The 5822-nt window shown below is 73.5% G+C and carries 1 protein-coding gene; it reads right to left on the reverse strand.

The genetic code is table 11. The features are described from left to right. Positions 1-5822 (reverse strand): amino acid adenylation domain-containing protein (locus ACFWEP_RS30440; protein WP_387374881.1); only part of this gene is annotated, 5822 nt, incomplete at both ends.

The raw sequence follows: 5822 nt of genomic DNA on the forward strand, positions 1-5822 counted from the left end.
GGCCGGGCGGCGAGGAGCGGTCCGGTCTGCGGGTTGAGGTGGCGGAGCAGACCGTAGCCGAGGTGCCCGTCCTCGTCGGGCCGGCGCGCGGCGGCCTCGCGGGCGGCGGCGACGGGGTCGGTGTGCGCGGTGAGGCGGACGGGGGCGACGGCGGTGAACCAGCCGACCGTGCGGGAGTAGTCGTGGTGGTCGCGGGCGGGGACGCGACCGTGGTGTTCGAGTTCGATCGCGAGGTCGGTGGGCTCGGGCTGGATACGGGTCAGCGCGGCGCGCAGCGCGCCGACGAGCAGTTCGGTGAGTCCGATGCCGAGGACGGCGGGCGCGGTGCGGGTGACCAGGTCGCCGGTCCGGGCCGGGAGGACGACGGTGATTTCGCGCAGCGCGGTGGCCGGGGGCAGCGGGGCGGGCGCGTCGAGGGTGGAGAGCCAGTGGCCGAGCCCGTCGACGGCTTCGGCGGAGCGGTTGGTCAGCGCTTCGGCGTACTCGGCGAAGGGGGTGGTCGTCGGCGCCGGGGTCTCTCCGCGCAGCGCGGCGGCCAGGTCCTCGGTCAGGATCAGCCAGGAGACCGCGTCGACGCAGAGGTGATGGGCGGTGACCACGAGGGTGCGGGTCTGCCCGATCCAGGAGAAGGCGACGACTCGGCCGGCCGAGGGGTCGAGCCCTGCGGCTGCCTCGTCCGCGGCTGCGGTCGGGTCGGTGGTGTCGGGAAGCAGGACGGTGGCGTCACTGGCGGGTTCGGTGGACAGGGACCAGACCCCGTGGTCGGTCCGCAGTCGCAACCGCAGGGCCGGGTGCGCGGCCAGCAGGGCGTCCGCGGCGCGCCGGACGTCGGCGGGCGTGGTGCCGTCGGGCGCCGTCACGGTACGGGCCTGGGAGAACCGGTCGAGCGAGCCGCCCAGTTCGCGCTGGCGCAGGACGATCGGGGTCGGTGCGACCGGTCCGTCCTGCGGGCGGGCGGGCTCGGGGACGGCGGGGAGCAGCGGCGCCCGGGTGTCCAGGTGTGCGGCGAGCGCGCGCGGGGTGCGGTACAGGAACACGTCGCGGGGTGCGATGGGCAGGCCGAGCGCCCTGGCCCGGTTGATCACGGTGATGGCGACGATGCTGTCGCCGCCGGCCGTGAAGAAGTCGGTGTCGGCATCGACGTCCGGCTCGGGCAGGGTCTCGGCGAAGAGGGTGACGAGTGCGTCGAGGGCGACGGGCGCATCGAGGGCGGGGCCGCTCGCGGCGACGGGGGTGTCCTCCTGTGCGGCGCGTTCGGTCAGGGCCTTGCGGTCCAGTTTGCCGTTGACGGTGAGGGGGAGGGCGTCGAGGGCGTGCACCCGGCCGGGCACCATGTGCGCGGGCAGCTTCGTGGAGAGCAGGCGGGTGAGGTCGGCGGGTGCCCGGCCCACGACGTGGGCGATCAGGTGGTCGCCGGTGTCCGCGGGGGTGACTGCGGCGTCGGTGATGCCGTCGATCTCCCTGATCGCGGCCTCCACCTCGCCGAGTTCGATGCGGAAGCCCTTCAGCTGTACCTGGTCGTCGGCACGGCCCACGAACTCCAGCTCTCCGCCGAGGGTGCGGCGGGCGAGGTCGCCCGTGTGGTACATGCGGGAGCCGTCACCGGCGAACGGGTCGGCGACGAATCGGCCGGCGGTGAGTTCCGGCCTGCCGAGGTAGCCGAGCGACACCTGGTCGCCGGCGACGTAGATGGCGCCCACCCGGCCCGGCGGCACCGGTCGGAGCCAGTCGTCGAGGAGGTGGGTGGTCAGGCCGGGGACGGGGCCGCCGATGGGGCTGGTGCCGTCGACGGTGAAGTCCTCGTCGGTGAGCACCCGCTGGGTGACGTGGACGGTGGTCTCGGTGATGCCGTACATGTTGACCAGTTCGGGCGTGGTGGTGCCGTGGCGCTCGGTCCAGCCGCGCAACCGTGCGAGGTCCAGGGCCTCGCCGCCGAAGATGATCCGGCGCAGCGCGGTGACCGGTTGGCCCGCGTGCCGGTCGGCCTCGGTGAACTGGTAGAAGGCGGACGGGGTCTGGTTGAGGACGGTCACCCCGCGTTCGCGGACCAGCCGGTGGAAGTCGACCGGGGAGCGGGTGAGCGCGTACTCCGGCACCAGCAGTTCCCCGCCGTGCGCGAGTGCGCCCCACAGCTCCCAGACCGCGAAGTCGAAGGAGTACGAGTGGAACTGGACCCAGACGTCGTCGGGGCCGAAGTCCATGGCGGTCCTGGTGTTCGCGAGGAGGGTCACCACGCTGGAGTGCGGGACGACGACGCCCTTGGGGCGGCCGGTCGATCCGGAGGTGTAGATGACGTACGCGGGGTCGTGCGGGGCGGCCTCGGTGCGTGACCCGTCCGGGGCGGGCGAGTCGGCGTGCGGCGGCTCCTCCCCCAGCACCAGCAGGACGGCCAGGTCGTCTCCGGTCCGGCCGAGCAGCCGGGTGAAGCGTTCCCGCTGTCCGGGGCCGACGAGCACGACCTGGGGGGCGGCGTCGGTGAGGACGTGCTCCAGGCGGTCGTCCGGGTACGCCAGGTCGAGCGGTACGTACGCTCCTCCCGCCGAGACGATGGCGACCAGGGCCACCACCTGTTCGACGGAGCGCGGAACCGCGACGGCGACCCGGGTACCGGGCCGGACTCCGGCCGCGCGCAGCGCGGGAACCAGCGCGTCGCGTGCCGAGGCGAGTTCGCCGTAGGTCAGGGAGCGGGTGGCGCCGTCGAGGGCGCACTCGGTGACCGCGACGGCGGACGGGTCGCGGCGTGCGGCGGCGTCGAAGAGTCCGCCGAGCGTCGTCGGCGCGGTTCGCTCGACGGCCCCGCGCTCCGGGTGCGCCAGTTCGCGGACCGGTGCGTCGGGCCGGGCGAGCAGAGCGGTGAGGGTCCGGGTGAAGGTGCGCAGGATCTCCCTGGCGCCGGTCTCCCGGAGCAGTTCCGCGTCGTGGATGAGGTTGAAGCGGGCACGGCCACCCGAGGTGCGTTCGACGACGAGGGTCAGGGGGTAGTGCGGGGCGCCCTCGTTCTCGATGCCGGTGATGGCGAGTTCGTCGCCGGGCCGGCGCAGCGCGTCCACGTCGGTCGCGACGTCGAACACCACCAGCGTGTCGAAGAGGGTGCCGTGGCCGGCCAGGCGCCCGGTCCTCGCGAGCGAGACGTGGTTGTGCGGCAGGACGGCGCTCTGGTGCTCGCGGACCTGGGCGAGCAGTTCTTGGGCTGTGGTGCTGCCGGACCAACGGGCCCGTACCGGGACGGTGTTGATGAACAGACCGACCATGTCCTCGATGCCGGGGACGTCCGCGTCGCGTCCGGACACGGTGGAGCCGAACACCACGTCCGTGCCGTGCAGGATGCCGCCCAGGGTCAGTGCCCAGGCGCTGTGCACGGCCACGCTCAGGGGCACGCCGGCCGACCGGGCTGCGGCGTCGATGTCGCCGTCCGGCTCCACCGCGGTGTCGGCGAACCGGTCGGAGGGGGTGTGGTCGGGGGCGACCAGGGAGGGGCCCGGGAGTCCGGCGAGCTCCTCCCGCCACACCCGGTCGCTCTCCTCGTCGTCGAGTCCGGCGAGCCGGCGCACGTAGTCGGGGAACCCGCCGGCCTGGTACACCGTGCCGGGGGCGTGGTACTCGGCCAGCAGCGACCGGAGCATCGGCGGGACCGACCAGCCGTCGGCGACGATGTGGTGCACGGTCTGCACCAGCAGGGTCCGGCCTGAGCCTGCGCGGATCAGGGTGTAGCGCATCAACGGGCCCTCTGCCAGGTCGAATCCGGCGCGGCGGTCCCGCTCGGCGAGGTCGCGGATCTCGGCGTCGGTGATCCCGGGCCGCTCCAGCACCGTGAAGGGTGCGCGTACCCCGCTCTCCAGGACGGATACCACTCGGCCGTCCGCGAGGGCGGTGAACCGTGCGGCGAGGTTCGGGTAGAGAGCGAGCAGCCGGGTGGCGGCCGCGGCGAGCCGGTCGGTGTCCACCTCGCCTTCGAGGGTGAGCAGTTGCTGCTCGACGTAGGAGCCAGCCGAGTCGTCGTCGAAGACCGAGTGGAAGTAGAGGCCTTCCTGGAGCGGGGTGAGCGGCAGGACGTCGCGCAGATCCGGTCCGTCCAGGGCGTCGACGTCGGCCTGGGTGAGGGGCACCAGGGGGAAGTCGCTCGGGGTGTGGCCGCCCTGCTGGAGTCCGGCCAGGCCGGTCAGCGCCTCGCGCAGATACGTGCCGAGGGTGTCGATGTCCTCGTCGGTGAACATCCCCTCGGGCCAGGAGAGGGTGGTGAGGAGCTCGTACGCGCCGGTGGACGAGGCTTCCGCGATCGCGTTGAACTCCAGGGCGCGCGGCAGGCGCATCCTCGGGTCGCGGCGTTCGCCGAGCTGCCCCGAGCTGCCGGCGAGGCGCCAGTCGCCGGAGGTCTCCGCGTCGAAGCGGCCCAGGTAGTTGAAGAGCACCTGGGGTGCGGGCGCGTCGAACGCCGTGCCGTGCAGGTGGCGGAGCACGCCGTAGGAGAGGCCGTTGGAGGGAACGTCGGCGAGGTTCTCCTTGACCGCCTTGAGCGCGGCGGCGAGGTAGCCGGGTGCGGTGAGGTCCTCGGCCGTGCCGGGGTCGAGGACCACGGGGAAGAGGGTGGTGAACCAGCCGATGGTGCGGGAGAGTTCGGGCTCGGGGCCGGTCACGAACCGTCCTTCGCGGCCGTGGCCCTCCAGTTCGACGTGCGCGAACGTCTGGTCCTGTCCGAGGTCGCGGCGCCACCGGGCGAGGGTGACGGCGAGCGCGGTGAGCAGGACGTCGTTGACGCCCGCGTGGAACTTCGCGGGGACGTCGCCGAGCAGCGCGGCGGTGGGGCCGGGGCCGATCGCGACGGTCCGGGTGCGTTCCAGGTCGACGGTGTCCGTCTCGGAGGTCGCCCGGCGCCCGACCGGTGCGTCCGCTCCCGGCAGGGGGCGCGCGAAGTACGCGCGGTCCGCGTCGAAGTCGGTCTGCGCGAGGAGCTGCGTCCAGTGCCGGAAGGAGGTGCGGACCAGCGGCAGTTCGACCGGTGTGCCCGAGGAGCACTGGCGCCAGGCCGTGGCCAGGTCGTCCATCAGGACCCGCCAGGACACGCCGTCCACGACCACGTGGTGGACGACGACGACGAGCTGGTGGGCGGCGCGGCGCCAGACCGCGCGGAGCATCACGCCGCCGTCGGGGTCGAGCGCGCCGGTGGCGAGGGTGACGCACTCCTCCAGCGGCAGGTCGCTCTCCTGCCACCCGGGGACGGTTCCGTCCGCGCCGGGGACGTCGAAGCTCCAGTCGGCGCCGCGTACCAGCCGGGCGCGGAGCATGTCGTGACGGCGGATCACGGCGGTGAGGATCTCGTCCAGGGCGTCGGCGGTCAGCTCGACCGGGACGTTCAGCACCACCGACTGCACGAAGCCGTCGACGGCGTCGGTGGTGCCGCCCAGCCACCGCAGGATGGGCGATCCGGTGACCTCTCCGGTGGCCACGTCGCTCCGCCGAGGCGCGGACACGTCCTCGCGGCTCGCCACGGCGGCCAGTGCCCCGACGACGCTGTGGGTGAAGATCTGCCGTGCGGTGACGTGGAGGCCCGCCTCGCGCAGGGCGCTCAGCAGGGAGATGGCGAGGATGCTGTCGCCGCCGAGGCGGAAGAAGTCCTGGTCGACTCCGACCTCGTCCAGCCGGAGCAGCGTGGCGACGGCCGCGCAGACGGCGCGTTCCTCTTCGGTGGTGGGCGGGACGGACGATCCGGTCGCGACGACGGGTTCGGGCAGCGCCTTCCGGTCGAGCTTGCCGTTCGCGGTGAGCGGGAACGCCTTCATGACGACCATGTGGGTGGGCACCATGTACTCCACCATGTGCTCCTC

Origin of the sequence: Streptomyces sp. NPDC060198, from assembly GCF_042728415.1 — a bacterium.
GTDB lineage: Bacteria > Actinomycetota > Actinomycetes > Streptomycetales > Streptomycetaceae > Streptomyces.